Origin of the sequence: Mesorhizobium sp., from assembly GCF_004962245.1 — a bacterium.
In the GTDB taxonomy this organism is placed as follows: domain Bacteria; phylum Pseudomonadota; class Alphaproteobacteria; order Rhizobiales; family Rhizobiaceae; genus Mesorhizobium.
Window position 1 is genome coordinate 244046 of sequence record NZ_SUHQ01000002.1, and the last position, 15242, is coordinate 259287.

A 15242-nucleotide genomic window follows, 5' to 3' on the forward strand; every position below is an offset into this window, starting at 1 on the left:
CACTCCGTGGCGCGGCTATGTCGCCAGTGGCAACTTCGGACATGGAGAATTGCCCCAAGTGACGGAGCTAGCGCTTGTTGAGGACACTGGTGCCTCGGTTTGCGCATGACGCGCCGCACCACCGGTTAGACAAAGCCGGGAATCGGCTTTGCCTTGCCGCTCAGTTGCGCGCCTAATGTTAGTGCCTGCGGGAAATTCCGGACAATTGCCGCCATCAAGGTGGCGCCACCGGGGCGAAGGGCAATTCCGGCAATGGCTGCAGCGGCGTAGACCCGCGTCGAGAACAGTCTTTTCCAGGCCGCCTCATAGCGTTTGCCGGCAGCCTCGCGCCCTGCGCGGCCGTCCGACGCGCATGCGAGTTCCGAAGCCAGCAGCCAGCCGGACTGAAGGGCCATCGAGATGCCCTCGGCAATAACAGGATGAGACTCTCCGGCTGCATTGCCGACGCGGAAGATGTCCCGTTCGTAGCAGGAGCGAATTCCTGGCCGGATCGGACCTGCGGCAAGCCACGGGCCGTCGGGGTGAGCTGACTCCAGGGTATCCCTGACACCCCGGCACGATTCCATCAGATGGCGGGAAACCGCATCGGCGGCCGACGCGTGGCTCTGGTGGTTTGGGCCGCCGTGCTTGCGCAACCGCGCGAGCATATCGCGCCGAATGCAGCACGAGATCGACAACCGGCCATGATCCGCTGAGACCATGCCGCCATAACCGCCCGGGAATGCCAGCAGAGGCATCAAATCAGGCGCCAGCGACGACCCGGTGAAGTGCGCCTTGAAGCCGAGCAGGTCCGAAGGGAGGTTGGTCTTTCCCTGCTGGCTGGGCAGCGGTCCCGGTTCCCAGGAGCCATGTGCGGCTACAATCACCGGCGCACGCAACATCGTCGTTTCGTCTCCGGCTTGAATTCGCACCATTTGCATCTCGCCATCCCGATCGATGGCGACGGCGCGGCAAGGCTGAAAGATTTCGACGCCCGCCGATCGCGCCGCCTGCAAAAGCAGACAGTCGAGAATGTCCCGGCCGAGCGCCCGGCCGAAACCATCTTTTGCGCAGCGCCCATCGTTTGCACCAGGCATTGGCGCCTCGACGCGGGTCTCGCCGGAAAAGAAGCCGACACGGCGGATTTCGGGGCCGGCATTGGCACGCCACGCTTCGCCGATCTCCAACTGGTCCAGAAGCGCAAGATTGCTTGCCGACATGTATTCGCCGCAAACCTTGTGGCGCGGAAACGCGCTCTTTTCCACAATAGCCACGGCCCATGCGCGCCGCGCCAGCGTAAGCGCGACGGATGTGCCCGCCGGGCCGGCGCCTATGATGATCGCGTCATGGGTCGATAATCGCGTCATAGGTCATCACCGACGCTGGCGCCGACGAAAATGTGGGAAAAAAGGCTGGCGCGCCGTTCCGCGACCGGTTTGCCGTTTGCCGCAAGCCAGAGACCGGAAAGCTCGCTGCCGCGAAAGCCGGCACGCACGCTTTGAGCCGCATCATTTCGTGTGACGTCATTGGCGCCGATTGCCGGGAGAAGACGGGTCGCGGCCAACGCCAGTTTCGTCCGCGACGGCTCTGTCGCCAACAGCAACGGGGCCTTCGGCGCCATCAGCGAAAACAGACGCACGAGCTTGGCATCGTCGAAATGATGCAGAAACAGATTGACGGTGATCGCGTCGAACCGCGTGCCCTCATTCTTTCTTGCCCAGTCAAAGACATCGGCGGTGACGCCTTCGACCGTCCATCCCAGCCTGTCAAAATCACCACGCAATTGCGCGGTGATGAGGTCGACGCGGTCGAGCATTGCCAGTTCGACCTCAGGCCAATGCCCGGCTACGCGCCGCGCTACCGCCAGCATAAAGCTGCCATCGCCGGCGCCGATCTCCAGAATCCGGCGTGGCGGGGTTGGCACAAATTTCCTGAGCAGCGACGCCATGATCTTCGCCTGAAACATCAGCGCGTTGATCCGACGGAGGTCGCGGCGCGCGGCAAGCGCTCGCGGATCGTCGGCCGCAAGTCCGTCGAGGATTTCCGGCTCAAGCTGCCGGCGCTCCAGGCCGCTCATGACACCGTTCGAAAAAGCATGGTTTCGGCCGTCAGCCCGGGTCCGAACGACATGCCGCAGCCGAGCAGGCCTGGTGGCGCCTTCAACATCTCTTTCATCACGAACATGACGGTCGCGGACGACATGTTTCCATATCGGCGCAACACCTCGCGCGATGGCGCCAGAGCGGTGGGTGCAAGCCTCAGGGCCCTTTCGACGGCGTCCAGAACCGAACGTCCACCCGGGTGCACGGCCCAGAGGTCGATCGCCTCGGTCGGCCGGTCGCCGATGATAGCGTCGTGGTTGCTCCGCAACGCTTCATGGATCGCTGCCGGGACCTGGCCGGAAAGAACCATGTCGAAGCCGTGGTCGCGAATGTTCCAGCTCATCAGATCCCGCCGCTCGTTCGCCACGATACAGTAAAAGCTATCGAGCTCGATGCCGGCAGGCTCGGCGGTGACGAGCGCGGCCGCACAGCCGTCGCCCCAGAGGCAGAACGACAGCAGCTTTTCCAGCTCGGTGGTTTCGCACAGATGCGTCGTGCAGAGTTCGATATTGACCAGGAGGACCTTGGCCTGCGGGTCGGAGCGGACGATATGGCGGGCAAGCTTGAGGCCGTTGATCGCCGCGTAACAACCCATGAAACCAATCATCGTGCGTTCGACCCTGTTGGGCAGGCCGCATTGCGCAACCAGCTCGAGGTCGATGCCCGGCGCGGAGAAACCGGTGCAGGTGGTAACGATGAGATGGGTGATGCGGGAAGCGTCATCGCCGAGCTGCAATCCGTCAACGCCTTTTTGCGCCAGGACAGGTGCAGCATCTCTGAACATTGCCATTCTCTCGGCCGTTCCAGGAAACGCGCCCCGGATGAACCTCCCGGCCAGATCTGCTGATGGTCCTTCGGGGTTGCCGGCAGGAGCAAAGCAGGAATAGCGGTGCTCGATGCCGGCAACATCAGCCATGCGTTTGAAAATTCTTCGGCGATCGGCCGCAAGCATGGAGGCCGCGAAACGCAGATAGAATTGATGAACCTCGTACTCCGGCACCGCTGTCGCGATCCGGTTGATATAGGCTTTGGCAGGCATATTCTGTCTCCTCGGCGTCGTGCAAGTGGGCCACCGCCGGAGGTTGTTTGCTCATCGGCACCAGATGTTGGACATCAGGTTTTGAGTGTTATTCGATGAACGTTTCTGAAAACTGATTTCATCCCGAGATCCAGCATGCGCTGTTGCCAGCTATGCTGCGGCTCGCGGGCACCGGGAACATAGGCTCCACCACCGAGGCGGCCCCGGTCGGCCCGCGCTTCTGGCACAAGATGCGGGCCGAGGCGCCGTTGCGAGCACTTGCGTCGCGTCGGTCTGCTGGGGGCTGCGAACTCTCGAAGCCGGTCGGCAAATCGCGCGAGCGGTATAAGAGCCGAGGCTCTCCTCGTCTTGACGTCACGGCATTGGGACTTGCAAATGCCGCACTTTGAGGCCAGCCTATGCGGATGATGGCACGCTGGTCGCCAAGGCAATTCCTTATCATGCTGCTCGCGGTCTTCCTGACCGCGGGGTTCAGCCTTTCCGGTGCACAGGCGAGTGTCATGTCGGCCGAGATGATGACGACGATGTCGGACAACGCCATGGCCATGCACCCCGACGCTGATATGACCATGTCCTCCGGCATGGCTGACGACTGCAAGGCATGCCCCGAGAGCGCGGGCGACGACGACAACCCGATGCAATGTCCGCAGACCTGTATCGCGCCGGTGCTCGCGGTGCTGCCGCAAGACCTCGCCGTGACGACGGCGCCGCGGGTGCAGCAGCCGTCGGCGCTACCGACCCCGCTTCTTCACGGGCGAAGCCCCCTGCCCGACCCATCCCCTCCAAGACCAGCGATCTGATCTGACGCCGTTTCAGCCGTCCTGCGGCTGAGTGCCGGCGCGTGATCGCCCACCACGCTCATTGTGGCGTGGCGGGCGCGGACACGGGTTCAATCGATGTCGAGATGCTCGCCGTCGATCGAGATCGCAAAGGCCAATAAGGGTGAATTCCGATTTCCATCATTTGATTTCACGCCGCGGGTTTCTCGTTGCGGCGGCGGGCGTTGCCGCGTCCGCATCGATGCGTCCCGTGCGGGCATCCGCCATGGCGGAACGCCGGATCGGGGTTGCGCCGAGCCAGGCCCGGTTCACCGGCCCCGATGGTCCGCATACCCCGGTGTGGACCTATGACCGGACAGTTCCCGGCCCAGCGCTGCGCCTGCTGCAAAGAGAGCCGATCCGCATCGTTGTCGACAACAGGCTCGACGAGGACACGACGGTCCATTGGCATGGCATACGATTGCCGAACGCCATGGACGGCGTGCCGGGCTTGACCCAGCCGCCGATCAAGCCGGGCGAGAGCTTCGTCTATGAGTTCACGCCGCCCGATGCCGGCACCTTCTGGTATCATCCGCATGCCGACAGCCTCGTGCAGCTCGGCCGCGGACTTGCCGGCGCCCTCATCGTCGAGGAGACCGAGCCGGTCGCCGTCGACCGCGATCTCTTGTGGCTGCTGCAGGACTGGCGGCTTGCCAAGGATGGGCAGATCGCCGCCGGCTTCGGCAACATGATGGATGCGGCTATGTCGGGCCGCGTCGGCAATGTCGTCACCATCAACGGGACAGTGCCGGTCGATCAATCGGTGAAAGCAGGCGCGCGGGTCAGGCTGCGGCTCGCCAATGCGTCGCTCGCCCGCATCATGGCTTTGCGCTTCGAAGGTCATCGCCCGGTTGTCGTCGCGATCGACGGCCAGCCCTGTGACCCGCATGAGCCGGAGGACGGTCGCCTTGTGCTCGCACCGGCCATGCGCATCGACATCATGCTCGACATGCAGGGCGACCCAGGCAAGCGCTACGCCGTGATCGACGATTTCTACGATGGCCTTGCCTACACACTGACCACGCTCGCCTATGACGAAGCGCCGCCGCTGCGCGCGCATCCTCTCGACGCGCCTGTCGGCCTGCCGCGCAATCCGCTGCCCGAACCCGACCTCGTCAGGGCCGAGCGCCAGGAGATCGTGCTGCAAGGCGGCATGATGGGTGGCGGCAAGCTGGCCGGCGTCGGCGGCATGATGGGGATGGCGGCGCACGGCATGAACGGCGGTGCTGCCTGGGCGATCAACGACATGTCGATGACCGGCGATGGCCACGCCGGCATGGCGCCGCAGTTCACGCTGAAGCGCGGAACGACCTGTCATCTCACCATGCGCAACGAAACCGCTTGGTGGCATCCGATGCACATCCATGGCTTCAGCATGTCGGTGCTTTCGCGCAACGGTTCACCGGTGCCGCATCGGCAATGGCAGGACACGGTGCTGATGGCCCCCAAGGATACGATCGAATGCGCCTTCGTCGCCGACAATCCCGGCGACTGGATGCTGCATTGCCATGTCGCCGACCACCAGATGGCCGGCCTCATGACCGTGTTTCGCGTGACGTAAAGCTCTTTTCATTCAACCAAGGAGAACTGCAATGAAACCGACCTACGCCTTCGCCGCCTTCGCCCTGGCAATCGCAACGCCAATGCCCGCGCTCGCCGCGACGATCAACGCCATCATGTACAAGAACCCGCAATGCAGCTGTTGCGAGGCCTATGCCGCCTATCTCGAGCAGAACGGCTTCAAGGTCGACATCAAGTCAGTCCACAATCTGTCCCAGATCAGCAGCGATGCCGGCGTGCCTGCCGACCTCGAAGGCTGTCATACGCTGATGGTCGACGGCTACGTCGTCGACGGCCTGGTGCCGGTCGATATCGTCAAGAAGCTCTTGACCGAACGACCCGCCATAACAGGCATCACGCTGGCCGGCATGCCGACCGGCGCGCCGGGCATGGGCGGCGAGAAGGCCGAGACCTGGACGATCTACGCCTTCACCAAGGATGGCAAGGCGCCCACTGTCTACGCGACGGAGTGAGGGCAACGTGACCATGAGCAGACTGGCCATGGCCCTGATTGGCGCGCTGCTGGTGTTTTCGTGGCCGGCGTCGGCTACGGAACCGCCGCAGGGCCTTGCCGTTCACGAAACCCCGGTGCCGGTGCCGGAACTCAGCTTCGAGGACGGCGACGGTCGACCGCGAAGCCTTGCCGATTTTTCAGGCAAGGTCGTGCTGCTCAACATCTGGGCGACATGGTGCACGCCCTGCCGCAAGGAGATGCCGACGCTCGACCGGCTGCAGGCCAAACTCGGCGGGCCGGATTTCGAGGTCGTCGCGCTTTCCGTGGATCGCGCCGGCCCGGAAATCGTGAAGAAGTTCTTCACGGAGATCGGCATCGAGCATCTCGCCCTCAATATCGACACCTCGAGCAAGGCCATGTTCACCATCGGTACCGTCGGCCTTCCGGCAACCTTGCTGATCGATCGTGACGGCAAGGAGATCAGCCGGCTGATCGGCCCGGCCGAATGGGATGCGCCCGACATGGTTGACTTCATCCGCGGCCGCATCGCTGCCAGGTGAGAAAGGAATTCACGATGACTGCCGCCGAACCGACCCGGAAGACTCCACCCGCCAATCCCCGAGGCAGCGGTTGATGCTTGTTTCCTCGATCTTGAGCACATGCTTGCGAACGCTGATCGCGCTGACGGCGCTGATCGTGGGCTTCGCGAATGGCGTCCAGGCGCATTCGCTCGATGAAGTCAACGCCATGCTCAAGGGCGACGAGAGGTATTTCCAGCCGATCGACAAGTCGGCGCCGGCTTTCACGCTGCGCACTGCCGATGGGCGCATCATGCGGCTGGCCGATCTCAGCGGCAAGATCGTCGTGCTCCACTTCGTCTACACATCGTGCCCGGATGTGTGCCCTCTGCACGCCGAGAAGATCGCCGAGATCCAGGCGATGGTGAACGGCACGCCGATGAAGGATCAGGTCAGCTTCATCACCATCACCACGGACCCGACCGAAGACACGCCGGAGGTGCTGCGCAATTACGGGCCGGCGCACGGGCTCGACCCCGTCAACTGGTTGTTCCTGACCACGACCCAGGACCAGCCGGAGGACACGACGCGCAAGCTGGCGGAGGCCTTCGGCCACAAATTCGCCCTGACGGACGACGGCTATCAGATGCACGGCACCGTCACACATGTGATCGACAAGCAGGGCCGCTGGCGGGGGAATTTCCACGGCCTGAATTTCACGCCGGTCAATCTCGTCACCTTCGTCAATGCGCTCACCAACAACATCGAGCGCCCGCACCATGAGCCGGAAACCGGATGGTGGGCGACAATCAAGGGCATGTTCTGAGACGTGCCGGCTGTCCGGCCGAACAAGGGAAGGAGAACCCTGTGATCCACAAGTCCAAACCATCGGGCAGAGCCATCGGCAAAATGGTCCGCTTCCTCGTGCTGGCCGGCGCGGCGGCATGGCTCGCGCTTGGTCCGCACGGTCAGGCAATTGCCGCAGGCGAAATGTCTCAGGACCAGTTCGACAAGCGCGTGCGCGACTATATCCTCGCGCATCCCGAGGTCATCATGGAGGCCCTGCAAAGCCTGGACGCCCGCCAGCGCGAGGCCGAGGCAAAAGAGGCGAAAGCCACCCTGGCGGCCAAGGCCGACGATATTTTCCATGATCCGGCCAGCCCCGTTGGCGGCAATGCCAAAGGGGACGTCACCATGGCCGAATTCTTCGACTACAATTGCCCCTATTGCCGGCAGGTCGCGCCGGTCATGGCGCAAGCCGTAGCCGACGACCCGCAGCTCAGGATCGTCTACAAGGAGTTCCCAATCCTCGGCCCGGATTCCGTATTTGCGGCCAAGGCAGCGCTCGCCGCCGAGCGCCAGGGCAAATACGTACAATTCCACAAGGCCTTGTATGATGCCAAGACGCGGGTGACCGAGGCGGTCGTGCTCAGGGTCGCGGCCGAGATCGGTCTCGATGTGCCCCGCCTGAAGACCGACATGCAGCTTCCGGACATCCAGGCAGCGATAGACCGGAATGCGCAACTGGCCCAGGCGCTGAAAATCAGCGGCACACCGGGCTTCGTCGTCGGTGAGCAGATTGTACCGGGCGCGACCGACCTTGCGACGATGAAGGAACTGATCAAACAGGCAAGGGCAGGCAAATGAGCCGGCATCCAAACCGACGGACAGTTGTTCTGGGCGGCGTTTTTGGCGCCGCGACGGTTGTGACCTTCTTCAAGGGGCCGGCAATCGCCGCGGGCGATCCAGGATTGACCAAACGTTTCGAGGATCTCAGCCAGAACGGCAACAGCACCTGCTCGGGCAAATTCACGGAGTCGATTGCAACCATGCCAAGCATGTCGCGGATCAAGGGCTCGTGTTGCAGCCCGATGGATCTGAAGCGCTATTCCGAACAGACGGAAGGCCTCACGAAATACCGCGACATCGCGATGATTCCGGCGGACCCCTACGACATCCCTGCGGCGATCGCGCAAAAGGTGATGCCCTACTACGATTTGAAACTCACCGGCGTCGAACAGCAGGCCTACGACTATGCGATGGCAAATTCCGAGGAGAAGGGACCATGCTGTTGCCAGTGCTGGCGTTGGAACATGTATGGCGGGTTGGCGAAATACCTGATCCGCGAGCACGGCTTCACCGGCAAGCAGATCGTCGACGTCTGGAACCTGTCGGACGGGTGCGGCGGCGGTATGTAAAACTCCAGGCGTGGCAGACGAGGCAAGGAAGACAGGCGGCCGATCGAGTTTCTTGTCGTCTTGACCGAAGTTTACGGCGAACTAATTCATCTCGGGATCGCCGATATGCTCCGACAAAGCCGGGCTTTCGCCAGCCCCGGGCTTTCACCAGTTGAAGAGGTGACTGCAATGATGGATGGTCCAGGCGGTATGTGGATGACGGGCGGCATGGGGCTCACATGGGTCCTGGTGCTTGTCGCCCTCGTGCTCGTGATTGCGGCGCTTCTCAAATACCTGCGAAGCTGACGGGGCTGGCGAACCTGCCGGACGGCTGCGGCGCGTTATCCAAATTGCCATACCGGGTTGACCTTCCAGTAACAGGAAGGTTTAACTTCCCGCTGACCAGGGAGATTTCCAACCATGAACATCGGCATCGCATCCGAGAAATCCGGCCTGCCGTCCAAGACGATACGCTACTACGAGGACATCGGACTTGTGCGCCCAGCCCGGACGGACAATGGCTATCGCGACTATTCGGTAGCCGACATCCACCGCTTGCGGTTTCTGCAACGCTCGCGCAGCCTGGGCTTTTCGGTCGACGAGTGCCGCCAGTTGCTGTCGCTCTACCATGACAGGAACCGCGAGAGCGCCGACGTCAAGGCCATTGCTGAAGCCAAGCTGGTGGAGATCGACAGAAAGATCGCCGAACTGGCCGGATTGCGCCATCTGCTGCATCATTTGGTCGAGCACTGCCATGGCGACGAGCGGCCGGACTGCCCGATCATCGACGAACTGGCGGGAGAAGGCATGGTTCAGTGAAATGGGCCGCCGCCGCGATGCTCTCGCTTGCCTGCGCCTCCGCCGTGGTCGCCGCAACACATACCGGCCGCGACGCAATCGTCAAGGCGCGCCAGTCTTCGATGAAGGAGATGGCTGCGGCGGCCAAGACAATCGCCGGGATGTTCGACGGCAATCAGGCCTATGACGCCGCGGCGTTCAAGGCGGCGGCCGAGACCATCCGCGTCCGCGCCGGCCCTGCCCTCATTGCGGAATTTCCAAGCGCGACATTGGGCGCGCCTTCGGACGCCAAGTTGGAAATCGATCAGGCTCGTCCGGAATTCGAGGCGCTGGCCCGTCACATGGGAACGCTGGCCAGCACGCTGGCCGCCAAGGCGGAGCGGGCGCCGCCTGGCATTACCGACGACATGAGGATGGGTCCCGGCCTGGCGATGGGCGGCGGCAGCCTGCTTGGCAAGCGGCCGGCGGCGGCGGAAGCCGATCCCGCCAAACTTCCCGCCGAGCACCTCCTGCATCTTATCCTGCAGGATTGCTCGGATTGTCATTCGAAGTTCCGGCAGAAGGTCCAGTAGCGGTTCACCCTGGCCGTCTTGAGCACTGCCTATGTCGCGTGAGACCTACCGGAGCAATCCGGAACCAGCGGTGATGAAGTAGGGCGTCATTCTGGTGACGCTCTATGTCAGCCCGGTTGGCCCCTCCACAAAACTTGATAATTTCTGTCATGAAATATATCAAGACGAATGGATCATGTCATTACAGGGAAACGGGAAGTGGCCTTCGCCCCACGCATGGAAAGTCGCATCCAGGGTTTTTCCGTCATTGGCGGCCTGAAAGGGCACGTCTGGGACGGCGTTGTCGCCGACCTCTGGGACGTTGCGTGCGGGGAGAAAGCGGAAGGCTATTATGTCTCTCCCGACCCCCGGCTCTTCGTCGCGCTGGATGTGGACGGCGACGGCGCCTTTTTCGTCGAAGGCGCGCGGGGCGAATTGCGCCGGCACGATCAGGCATTTTCCATGGCTTACATACCGGCGGGAGTGCCCATCAGAGGCAGGGTCGAGGGCCTGCGCCGCATCAGGCATCTCGATCTGCATTTCGACGAGGCAGCGCTGACGCGCCGCTTCGGCGGCAGCCTGGACCGCGACGCCTTGCATGTGTCGCGATTCCAGTTTCGCGACGACCGGATCGCCATGCTTGCCGGCCTGATCGCGGCCGAATGCGACAGCGGCCAGCCGATGCACGATCTCTACGGCGAGGGCCTGCTGAACGCATTGTTCGCCGGACTTTTCGAAATCGGCCAACCGGGGGGGCAGCGGCGCCGCACGCCGTTGTCTCGTCGGAAGCTGCGCCTGGTTACCGACTACATCGACGAGCACTGCCTGGGCAAGATCCGTCTCGCCGATCTTGCCGCGCTCACCGGCCTGTCGGAAACCGCCATAAGCCACGCATTCAAGGCGGCTACGGGTATACCGCCGCACCGTTGGCAGATGCAGGCACGGGTCCGGAAAATCCAGACTATGATGGTGCGCGACTCCGCCTCACTCGGCGATATCGCCGAAGCCACCGGCTTTTTCGACCAAGCCCATCTGACGCGGGTGTTCAAATCCATCGTCGGATTGACGCCGGGCGCGTGGATGGTCGCCCACCGGCGCCAGTGACATTTCCCGCAGCATGAAGTCCGCCTTTTGGACAAAAACCGACAAACCGCGCAAATCCATCCAATGACCCGCACATAAGCTGAGGTAAACAGTCAGGTATATGCGTTTCGAGAACCTGGGGTTTGCCTTATGAACAGAATCTGCCGGATGAAGCCGCTCCTGGCAGGAGCCGCCATCGTTTTGATCCCGCCCATGACCGCGTTCGCCCAGCAAAACAATGTCCAGCTCGAACGAGTGGTGGTCGAGGGCGAGGCCGGCGACAGCGCGACCGGGCCGGTCGACGGCGTCGTCGCCAAGAAGACCAAGACCGGCTCCAAAACCGCGACCGAGCTCAAGGAAATCCCGCAGTCGGTCTCGGTGATCGGCCGGCAGGAAATCGACGATCAGGGCGCCCAGAAGGCCGACGAAGCGCTGCGATACACCGCCGGTGTTTTCGCGCAGCCATTCGGCCCCGACAGCGACACCAACTGGCTGTTCATCCGCGGCTTCCAGGCAACCGCCACCGGCATCTACATGGATGGCTTGCAACTGTTCAGTTACGGCTACGGCGGCTTCTATGTTGATTCCTTCGGGCTCGAGCGCATCGAAGTGCTGAAGGGCCCAGCCTCCGTGCTTTATGGCGGCAGCAATCCTGGCGGCATCGTCAACTATGTCAGCAAGCGCCCCTACGGCAGGCAGCGCTATGTTGAGACTGGCGTCAACGACGCCGGCAACGTCTATCTCGGCTTCGACATTGGCGACGTGGCCAGCGACGGCGTGGTCAGCTACCGCGTCAACGGCCGCGTCGCCGGCGGCGATACCTATAGCGACCTGCAGGACGGCTGGCGCGGCTTCATCTCGCCAAGCATCACCTGGCAGCCCGACGAGCAGACCAAGCTGACCGTGCTGGCCAACTACAGCCACATCGACGAGAACCACAATGGCGGCAGTTTCCTGCCCTACGAAGGTACCGTCGTCGATAGGATTGTCGGCGGTGTGAACTACGGACGCATCGACCGCGACGCCAATTTCACGGAATCGAGCATCGATCTCTACAAGCGCGAACAGGGCTCGATCGGCTACGAGTTCGAGCACACGTTCGACAATGACTGGACCGTTCGTTCCAACGCCCGCTTTACAGCCGCCAATATTAAAGAGGTCCTCGTCTACCCGAACGGCTGGTCATCCACTGGAGGGCCCACCAACCTGGCCCGCATTAATTTCGACCATGATACTCAGGCGAAAACCTTCCTCCTGGACAACCAGATCGAGGGCAAGGTCGAGACCGGCCCGATCGAACACACGATCCTCGTCGGTGTGGACTTCAAATATTACAACATCGACCATGTGCAGTCGTCTGGCCTCTACGATCCCCTCAATGACAATCCCATCGATGCCTTCGACCCCGTCTATGGCTCGACGTTGACGCCTCGCGTCAGCTATCTCAACCAGGATCTAACGCAAAAGCAGCTCGGCTTTTATGCGCAGGATCAGCTTCGCTTTGGCGATGGCTGGCTGGTGACGCTGAACGGCCGCTATGACCGCGCCTGGCTCGAAGCCGACAACGGGCCGACCTACTACAGCGCGACCTCCAGCACCCAGAGCAGGACCGGCGGCGACTTCTCCGGCCGTGCTGGTCTCGCTTATGAGTTCGGCAACGGCATCACCCCCTATGCCAGTATCGCCACTTTCTTCAACCCAATCATCGGAACCGACGCGAACGGCGACCTGTTCAAGCCGGAAGAGGGCGTGCAGTACGAGGTTGGCGTCAAATATGAACCGACTTTCATCGACGGCCTGTTCACCCTGTCGCTCTTCGATCTGACACGCCAGAACGTGGCCATGGCAAGCGATACCGATCCTAATGCCCAGATCCAGGCCGACGAGATTCGCTCGCGCGGCGTGGAGCTGGAAGGCAAGGTGAACGTCACCGAGGATCTCAGGCTGACCGCGGCGCTGACCGCCTACGATATCGACTTCACAAAGAACGACGACCCTTCGCTGGTCGGCAAGACACCTTACATCGTGCCTGAATTCATGGCCTCGGCGTCCGTCGACTACACCTTCCGCGGCGGCTGGTATGACGGCATCTCGATCGGCGCCGGCGTGCGCCATCTCGGCTCCTCATGGGCTGACAACGAGAACACGGCGAAGGTCCCCGCCGTCACGCTGGCCGATCTGAAGCTCGGCTACGAGAAGGAGAACTGGGGCGTCGACCTCAACATCACCAACCTCTTCGACAAGACCTATGTGACGAGCTGCCAGACGCTCTCGACCTGCTCTTATGGCGAAGGCCGGTCGTTCAAGCTGAAGGCCCATACGACTTGGTAGTTATGTGCTGCAGCCGATGGCGATAACCCGCTTCCACAACAGGCGGCGGGTACTTGCGCTTGGCCTGGCGGCCCTGCTGCCGCCGATCGTCGCCAGAGCAGCGCCGCTGCGCGTCGCGGCGATCGACTGGGGCATGCTGGAAACCTTGATCGCGCTTGGCATCGAGCCGGTCGCGGCGACCGAACTGATCCAGTTCCGCAAGCTGGCGGTGGAACCCGAGGTGCCGCAACCGGTGACCGATCTCGGGCTGCGGGGCACGCCCAATTACGAACTGCTCCGCATCGTCGCGCCGGACCTTATCGCCATCTCCAGCTTCTACGAATACCAGCGCCCGATGCTCGAGCGCATCGCGCCGGTGTTTGCGCAAACAGTCTACCAACCTGGCACGCCACCCTACCTGCTCGCCGAGGCGGCGACGCTGGCGCTTGGCGAAAAGCTCGGCCGGCAGGCCGAGGCCAAACGCTATGTCGACGAGACCGCTGCCGAGATCGCCCAATTGCGCGCTACCCTGCCGGCTGCCTCCGAGCGGCCGGTCTTCGTCATCAGCCTCGGCGATTCACGCCACTTCCGCGCCTTTGGCCGGGATTCGATGTTTGGCGATGTGCTGCTGCGTCTCGGCTTGGAGAATGCCTGGGCCGACGCGACGAGCTACAGTGCCGCCGCTCCAGTCGGGCTGGAGGCGCTGGCGCGTGCTCCCGACGCCTCGATCCTCGTCGTTTCGCCGCTGCCGGCCGATGTCGGCCGTTCGCTTCCCGAAAATGCGCTGTGGAATGCACTGCCGGCTGTCCGTGAGGGCCGTGTCGCCTTGCTGGAGCCGATCAATCATTTCGGCTGCCTGCCCTCGGCGCGCCGCTTTGCACGCCTGGCCACGGCGGCACTTGCCGGGCAAACCCATGGCTGACCGCGCCATGACTGAGCACGCCACGACCGGCCATGCACTGTCACCCATCGCGCTGTGGGGCCTCCTCGCGGCGGTGGCAGCACTCCTGTTCGCATGGCGTGTCAGCACGCAGTCGCCGACCGCGCCGACCGGCGACGGCGTCGATCTCGATCGCGTCATCCTGCTCTACAGCACGTTGCCGCGCGCGGCGGTGGCGGTGCTGGCCGGCGCCGTGCTCGGCCTCTCCGGCCTTTTGCTGCAGCGTGTGCTGCGCAACCCGCTGGCCGAACCGTCGACGCTTGGCATTTCGGCGGGTGCGCAACTGGCAATGACGGCCGCCTCCGTCTACGCGCCGTTTCTGATGGAGTGGTCGCAAGGGACTATCGCCTTTGCCGGCGGCGCCGCTGCGGTGCTGCTGGTGCTGTCGCTGACCTGGCGGCGCGGGCTTGAGCCTGTCTCCGTCGTGCTTGCCGGGATGATGGTGGCGCTGACCGCGAGTTCCATCAGCGCCGCGCTGATCCTCGCCAATGGCGACTATCTGTTCTCGCTGTTCATCTGGGGCGGCGGATCGCTGGTCCAACAGGACTGGGGACCGGCCATTGCCCTGTCGGCCAGGCTGGCGGTCGGCGCCGTCGCCGCCCTGCTGCTGCTCAGGCCGCTGACGATCCTCGGCCTTGACGACGCCTCGGCGCGCAGTCTCGGCATCGCGCGCCATACCAGCCGCTTTCTCGTCATAGCGCTTGCCGTGTGGATGGCAACCACCGTGACCGCCGAAGTCGGGGTCATCGGTTTCGTCGGCCTTGCAGCACCGGCGCTCGCCACGCTTTCGGGCGCACGTTCGTTGCGGCAAAAGCTGCTGGCCGCCCCCTTGATTGGTGCCATCCTGCTATGGCTGACGGATGGGCTGGTGCACCTGGCGGCCGGCGCCGGCCGCCAGGTGCACCAGCCCATC

General features: G+C 63.1%; 17 protein-coding genes. 14 read left to right on the forward strand and 3 right to left on the reverse strand.

All coding sequences use genetic code 11. From position 1 onward, the window contains the following. Nucleotides 1-125: 125 nt before the first annotated feature. From E5X88_RS03115 to E5X88_RS03125, 3 genes are read right to left on the reverse strand one after another with little or no spacing between them, the layout of a single operon-like run. Complete coding sequence (locus E5X88_RS03115) at nucleotides 126-1346, reverse strand: NAD(P)/FAD-dependent oxidoreductase (RefSeq protein WP_292158128.1); 1221 nt, start codon at nucleotides 1344-1346, stop codon at nucleotides 126-128. Beyond that, on the reverse strand, nucleotides 1343-2056 hold the full coding sequence (locus E5X88_RS03120; RefSeq protein WP_292158130.1) for a methyltransferase domain-containing protein: 714 nt from the start codon (nucleotides 2054-2056) through the stop codon (nucleotides 1343-1345). Before E5X88_RS03120 ends, E5X88_RS03115 begins: the two co-directional genes overlap by 4 nt. Further along, nucleotides 2053-3120, reverse strand: coding sequence for a type III polyketide synthase (locus E5X88_RS03125; protein WP_292158132.1), 1068 nt, complete (start codon nucleotides 3118-3120; stop codon nucleotides 2053-2055). Before E5X88_RS03125 ends, E5X88_RS03120 begins: the two co-directional genes overlap by 4 nt. Before the next feature lie 440 nt (nucleotides 3121-3560). Here E5X88_RS03125 and E5X88_RS03130 point away from each other — a divergent pair, with 440 nt between their 5' ends. The 14 genes from E5X88_RS03130 to E5X88_RS03195 all read left to right on the forward strand — a co-directional run. Continuing rightward, on the forward strand, nucleotides 3561-3920 hold the full coding sequence (locus E5X88_RS03130; protein ID WP_292158134.1) for a hypothetical protein: 360 nt from the start codon (nucleotides 3561-3563) through the stop codon (nucleotides 3918-3920). Nucleotides 3921-4062: 142 nt separating this feature from the next. Then, nucleotides 4063-5499 (forward strand): multicopper oxidase family protein, encoded by a 1437-nt coding sequence (locus E5X88_RS03135; RefSeq protein WP_292158136.1) that lies wholly within the window; start codon nucleotides 4063-4065, stop codon nucleotides 5497-5499. 31 nt (nucleotides 5500-5530) lie between these two features. Continuing rightward, on the forward strand, nucleotides 5531-5971 hold the full coding sequence (locus E5X88_RS03140; protein ID WP_292158138.1) for a DUF411 domain-containing protein: 441 nt from the start codon (nucleotides 5531-5533) through the stop codon (nucleotides 5969-5971). 13 nt (nucleotides 5972-5984) lie between these two features. Then, a complete protein-coding gene (locus tag E5X88_RS03145) occupies nucleotides 5985-6512 on the forward strand; it encodes a TlpA disulfide reductase family protein (protein WP_292158140.1) in 528 nt (175 codons plus the stop codon). A 103-nt stretch (nucleotides 6513-6615) separates the two neighbouring features. After that, nucleotides 6616-7296 (forward strand): SCO family protein, encoded by a 681-nt coding sequence (locus E5X88_RS03150; protein ID WP_292158142.1) that lies wholly within the window; start codon nucleotides 6616-6618, stop codon nucleotides 7294-7296. Between the two features lie 41 nt (nucleotides 7297-7337). Continuing rightward, complete coding sequence (locus tag E5X88_RS03155) at nucleotides 7338-8117, forward strand: DsbA family protein (RefSeq protein ID WP_292158144.1); 780 nt, start codon at nucleotides 7338-7340, stop codon at nucleotides 8115-8117. Further along, on the forward strand, nucleotides 8114-8668 hold the full coding sequence (locus E5X88_RS03160; RefSeq protein ID WP_292158146.1) for a hypothetical protein: 555 nt from the start codon (nucleotides 8114-8116) through the stop codon (nucleotides 8666-8668). The genes E5X88_RS03155 and E5X88_RS03160 overlap by 4 nt, the downstream gene beginning before the upstream one ends. 60 nt (nucleotides 8669-8728) lie before the next feature. After that, a complete protein-coding gene (locus E5X88_RS03165; RefSeq protein ID WP_292158148.1) occupies nucleotides 8729-8953 on the forward strand; it encodes a hypothetical protein in 225 nt (74 codons plus the stop codon). Between the two features lie 114 nt (nucleotides 8954-9067). Beyond that, nucleotides 9068-9466, forward strand: a complete 399-nt coding sequence (gene cueR, locus E5X88_RS03170; protein ID WP_145721121.1) for a Cu(I)-responsive transcriptional regulator — start codon at nucleotides 9068-9070, stop codon at nucleotides 9464-9466. Next, on the forward strand, nucleotides 9463-10017 hold the full coding sequence (locus E5X88_RS03175) for a cytochrome c (protein WP_292158153.1): 555 nt from the start codon (nucleotides 9463-9465) through the stop codon (nucleotides 10015-10017). The genes cueR and E5X88_RS03175 overlap by 4 nt, the downstream gene beginning before the upstream one ends. A gap of 198 nt (nucleotides 10018-10215) precedes the next feature. Then, nucleotides 10216-11100, forward strand: coding sequence for an AraC family transcriptional regulator (locus E5X88_RS03180; RefSeq protein WP_292158155.1), 885 nt, complete (start codon nucleotides 10216-10218; stop codon nucleotides 11098-11100). 147 nt (nucleotides 11101-11247) lie between these two features. Then, nucleotides 11248-13410 carry a TonB-dependent siderophore receptor gene (locus tag E5X88_RS03185; RefSeq protein ID WP_292158338.1) on the forward strand — a complete coding sequence of 721 codons (2163 nt, stop codon included), beginning with the start codon at nucleotides 11248-11250 and terminating at the stop codon, nucleotides 13408-13410. 16 nt (nucleotides 13411-13426) lie between these two features. After that, nucleotides 13427-14311 (forward strand): iron-siderophore ABC transporter substrate-binding protein, encoded by an 885-nt coding sequence (locus E5X88_RS03190; RefSeq protein ID WP_292158158.1) that lies wholly within the window; start codon nucleotides 13427-13429, stop codon nucleotides 14309-14311. Further along, a partial coding sequence (locus E5X88_RS03195) for an iron chelate uptake ABC transporter family permease subunit (RefSeq protein WP_292158160.1) occupies nucleotides 14304-15242 on the forward strand: 939 nt, incomplete at its 3' end. The genes E5X88_RS03190 and E5X88_RS03195, both read left to right, overlap by 8 nt.

What these genes read in the sequence shown, in the direction of transcription:
- E5X88_RS03115 (WP_292158128.1), bottom strand. Translation starts at nt 1,346, where the DNA reads ATGACGCGATTATCGACCCATGACGCGATCATCATAGGCGCCGGCCCG.
- E5X88_RS03120 (WP_292158130.1), bottom strand. Translation starts at nt 2,056, where the DNA reads ATGAGCGGCCTGGAGCGCCGGCAGCTTGAGCCGGAAATCCTCGACGGA.
- E5X88_RS03125 (WP_292158132.1), bottom strand. Translation starts at nt 3,120, where the DNA reads ATGCCTGCCAAAGCCTATATCAACCGGATCGCGACAGCGGTGCCGGAG.
- E5X88_RS03130 (WP_292158134.1), top strand. Translation starts at nt 3,561, where the DNA reads ATGCTGCTCGCGGTCTTCCTGACCGCGGGGTTCAGCCTTTCCGGTGCA.
- E5X88_RS03140 (WP_292158138.1), top strand. Translation starts at nt 5,531, where the DNA reads ATGAAACCGACCTACGCCTTCGCCGCCTTCGCCCTGGCAATCGCAACG.
- E5X88_RS03145 (WP_292158140.1), top strand. Translation starts at nt 5,985, where the DNA reads ATGAGCAGACTGGCCATGGCCCTGATTGGCGCGCTGCTGGTGTTTTCG.
- E5X88_RS03160 (WP_292158146.1), top strand. Translation starts at nt 8,114, where the DNA reads ATGAGCCGGCATCCAAACCGACGGACAGTTGTTCTGGGCGGCGTTTTT.
- cueR (WP_145721121.1), top strand. Translation starts at nt 9,068, where the DNA reads ATGAACATCGGCATCGCATCCGAGAAATCCGGCCTGCCGTCCAAGACG.
- E5X88_RS03185 (WP_292158338.1), top strand. Translation starts at nt 11,248, where the DNA reads ATGAAGCCGCTCCTGGCAGGAGCCGCCATCGTTTTGATCCCGCCCATG.
- E5X88_RS03190 (WP_292158158.1), top strand. Translation starts at nt 13,427, where the DNA reads ATGGCGATAACCCGCTTCCACAACAGGCGGCGGGTACTTGCGCTTGGC.